This window comes from Nostoc sp. CCY 9925 (assembly GCF_963920935.1).
Lineage (GTDB): Bacteria > Cyanobacteriota > Cyanobacteriia > Cyanobacteriales > Nostocaceae > Nostoc.
In genome coordinates, this window is sequence record NZ_CAWUDO010000231.1 from 1 (window position 1) to 3,351 (window position 3,351).

General features: G+C 43.1%; 3 protein-coding genes. 2 read left to right on the plus strand and 1 reads right to left on the minus strand.

What is annotated here, in order from left to right:
* Window positions 1-182: 182 nt before the first annotated feature.
* On the minus strand, window positions 183-1,391 hold the full coding sequence (locus tag ACM0OY_RS39815) for a NupC/NupG family nucleoside CNT transporter (protein ID WP_414574092.1): 1,209 nt from the start codon (window positions 1,389-1,391) through the stop codon (window positions 183-185).
* A 326-nt stretch (window positions 1,392-1,717) separates the two neighbouring features.
* Here ACM0OY_RS39815 and ACM0OY_RS39820 point away from each other — a divergent pair, with 326 nt between their 5' ends.
* Together ACM0OY_RS39820 and ACM0OY_RS39825 are read left to right on the plus strand one after the other, a co-directional pair.
* Window positions 1,718-2,935, plus strand: a complete 1,218-nt coding sequence (locus ACM0OY_RS39820; protein WP_414574091.1) for a lipid-A-disaccharide synthase-related protein — start codon at window positions 1,718-1,720, stop codon at window positions 2,933-2,935.
* A 209-nt stretch (window positions 2,936-3,144) separates the two neighbouring features.
* Window positions 3,145-3,351 (plus strand): hypothetical protein (locus ACM0OY_RS39825; protein WP_414574209.1); only part of this gene is annotated, 207 nt, incomplete at its 3' end.

A 3,351-nucleotide genomic window follows, 5' to 3' on the forward strand; every position in this document is an offset into this window, starting at 1 on the left:
TGGATTCATCCACCTTTGAACTGGATTCATCCACCTTTGAACTGGATTCATCCACTTTTAAACTGGATTCATCCACCTTTGATACTCGTTGATTGCCAAACGATAAGAGCGATCGCTAATAACTATTTCCCACTAAGCCAATTTATTTCAACTTTATTAGCCCCCCTGCCCCTCTGCCCCCATCAAATCAACATCCCAGCAATACAAGCGGTAATAAAACCCGCTAACAATCCGCCAATCATTGCCCTGACACCCATGCGAGCTAAATCATGCTGGCGATTGGGTGCTATACCAGTAATACCGCCAATGGTAATGCCAATAGAACCGATATTTGCAAAGTTACATAATGCGTAAGTCGCAATAATTACTGAGCGTTGGGAAATTTTACCGTCCTCAATTAGTGCCTTCAAATCCAAAAAAGCAATAAACTCATTGAGAATTGTCTTTGTACCCAATAAAGCCCCAACTTGCCGACAATCAGCCCAAGGTACACCCATCAAAAATGCTACGGGAGCCATCAAATAAGATAAAATCCGCTGCAATGAAAGTTCTTGTAAACCGACAAATCCGCCTAACCAGCCCAACAATGCATTTACAGCAGCTAATAATCCCAAAAAAGCAATAATCATCACCCCAACATTAACTGCTAGCTTTACGCCGTCAATTGCTCCGCTACTAGCTGCATCAATGACATTTACATAATTAGTTTCGACATTCGCCTTTACCTTACCAGCCGTTTCTGATACTTCCGTTTCTGGATACAGCAATTTTGATACCACCAACGATGTGGGAGCAGTCATAAAAAAAGCCGCTATTAGGTGTTCTGTTTGTACGCCAAAGGAAATATACGCCCCTAATACTCCACCTGCAATTGTGGCGAAACCAGTCGTCATCAGTGCATGGAGTTCAGATTGCGTCATATTCGCTATGTAAGGTTTCACCATCAGCGCTGACTCTGTTGGCCCCAAAAAGATATTACCTGCACAGGATAAAGATTCAGAACCCGATGTTTTCATCGTTTTCATCATCACCCACGCCATTATGTTTACTACTCGCTGTAAAATGCCGTAGTGATATAAGACACTAATGAAAGCAGAGAAAAAGATAATTGTCGGCAGCACTTGGAAGGCAAAGAAATGATCCTTAAAATTTTCTCCAAAGACAAACTTCGCACCGACATCCGAGAATGCTAAAAATTTACTGACAATATCTCCGAGAGATTTAAAGACATTCAAACCCCAAGGAGTTTTCAGAATCACTAGAGCAAATATAAACTCCAATCCCAAACCCCACGCTACTATCCGCCAACGCACCGCCTGACGATTCACAGAAAAGGCGTAAGATATGCCAAGAAAAACTAAAATTCCCAACGCAGAAATGGCGCGTTCCATGTTTACTCTTGCGATACAACTTTTTTATCACTTTGTCGTCAACACTTAAAATTACTATGTTTACTCAGTTCAAATTTATGAACCCAGATTAATGTACGCATAGCACTTGTACTCCTAATACTGTATTCTCTGATAAATTAGCGTCTGCAAAAACAGGGATTAGCAGTAATTCCATTCCGGGTTACGCCTGGAAAAGTAAGTTTGTAGATTTGTCTATAAAATTACAACTCTTAAGAGTAAAAATACTATCAATTTCTTTGCCTACTCACTCAATGTAGGTTAAAAATCTGACCAGACAAGTATTTTAGATCTATCCAAACCCCAAGATGCCTTCTAAGCGAATCTTGTTTATCAGTAACGGCCACGGAGAGGACAATCACACCTCTCATGTTATTCAGACCCTGCGCCAATTGTGTCCTTCCATTGAAATGGCAGCAATGCCGATTGTGGGCGAAGGCAAAGCTTACCGCAGCTTGGATATTCCCATTATTGGGCCTACACAAATAATGCCTTCTGGGGGATTCTTCTACATGAAGCGGCTTTATTTGCTCAAAGATTTTCAATCGGGATTGATTGGGTTAACGTGGCGGCAGTTACAAGCGGTGTTGCAGTATGCTCCCAACTGCGATTTGATTATGGCTACTGGGGATTTTGTCTCCCAGACATTTGCTTACTTAACAAAGCGCCCCTTTGTCTCGTTTATCTCTTGTCTTTCTGCTCTCTATGAAGGGCGATTGCGTATCAATCCGTTGCTGTGGCACGATTTGAATTCTTCTCGATGTCTGACAGTTTTCACCAGAGATTCCTATACGGCTTGTGACCTCCAACGCCAAGGTATAGCTAAAGCTCAGTTTGGCGGTATTCCGGCATTAGATCGCCTCGTCCCCGTCGGCAAAGACTTGCACCTCAAACCAGACGTTCCAGCGATCGCTCTCCTCCCAGGCTCACGAATGCCAGAAGCAGCGCGAAATTTCTGTTTGCAGTTGCAGCTAGTGGTAGAAATTGCCAAGGTGATGCCTGAGTCAGGATTCCAGTTTCGCGCCGCCTTGGTACCACGTTTGATGGAGGAACTAGACGACATTGCTAAAAGTCAAGGTTGGCAACTGAATCAAGGCGTACTCACCTATTCTTTGCCTGGTAGTTCTGCTGAGGAATCACGGCTTGTGGAAGTGAGATGTTACTCAGATGCTTTCAGTGACATTGTATATTACTCTAACCTCGTCATTGGTATGGCAGGGTTAGCAGTGGATTTAGCAGTAGCGATCGGCAAACCAATTATCCAAATTCCCGGAGAAGGCCCGCAATTTACCTATCAATTCGCAGAGGCACAAACGCGGCTCTTGGGCATTTCCGCCCAAACCATCGGCACCGGGCCAGCAACTCCAGAGACTCTCAAACAAGCAGCCCGACGAATAGTCGAGACTTTACAAGACGCAGACTACCTCGCTAAGTGTCAACAAAATGGCCCTGAGCGATTTGGCCCACCCGGCGCATCTGAAAGAATTGCCCGCTTTTTGCTAACCTCTCTAGGAGAAATCGAGTAAAAATTACGTCATAACTCAGGAGTCAGAATTCAAAATTCAGAATTCAGAATTGACAAAATTACTGGTGCTACCAAATTTGAATCATGAAGGGAAGGATAACAATACACAATTCAATTAAGTACTTAGGAACTTCCAAAAAATAAAAACAACCGCTTTAGGTTGTTGACTGTTGACTGTTAACTGTTGACTGTTAAGAGTCAACAATAGCAATGGAATATTTTTTTACTTGGAACTCCCTTATTGAATTCGGGGTGTCGTTCATTGAATTCGGGGTGTCGTTCATTGAATTCGGGGTGTCGTTCATTGAATTTGGGGTGTCGTTTATTGAATTCGGGGTGTCGTTCATTGAATTTGGGGTGTTGTTCATTGAATTCGGGGTGTCGTTCATTGAATTTGGGGTGTCGTTTATTGAATTC

Excerpts from the sequence above, each read along its gene's own strand:
- ACM0OY_RS39820 (WP_414574091.1), top strand. The coding sequence starts at position 1,718 with ATGCCTTCTAAGCGAATCTTGTTTATCAGTAACGGCCACGGAGAGGAC.
- ACM0OY_RS39815 (WP_414574092.1), bottom strand. The coding sequence starts at position 1,391 with ATGGAACGCGCCATTTCTGCGTTGGGAATTTTAGTTTTTCTTGGCATA.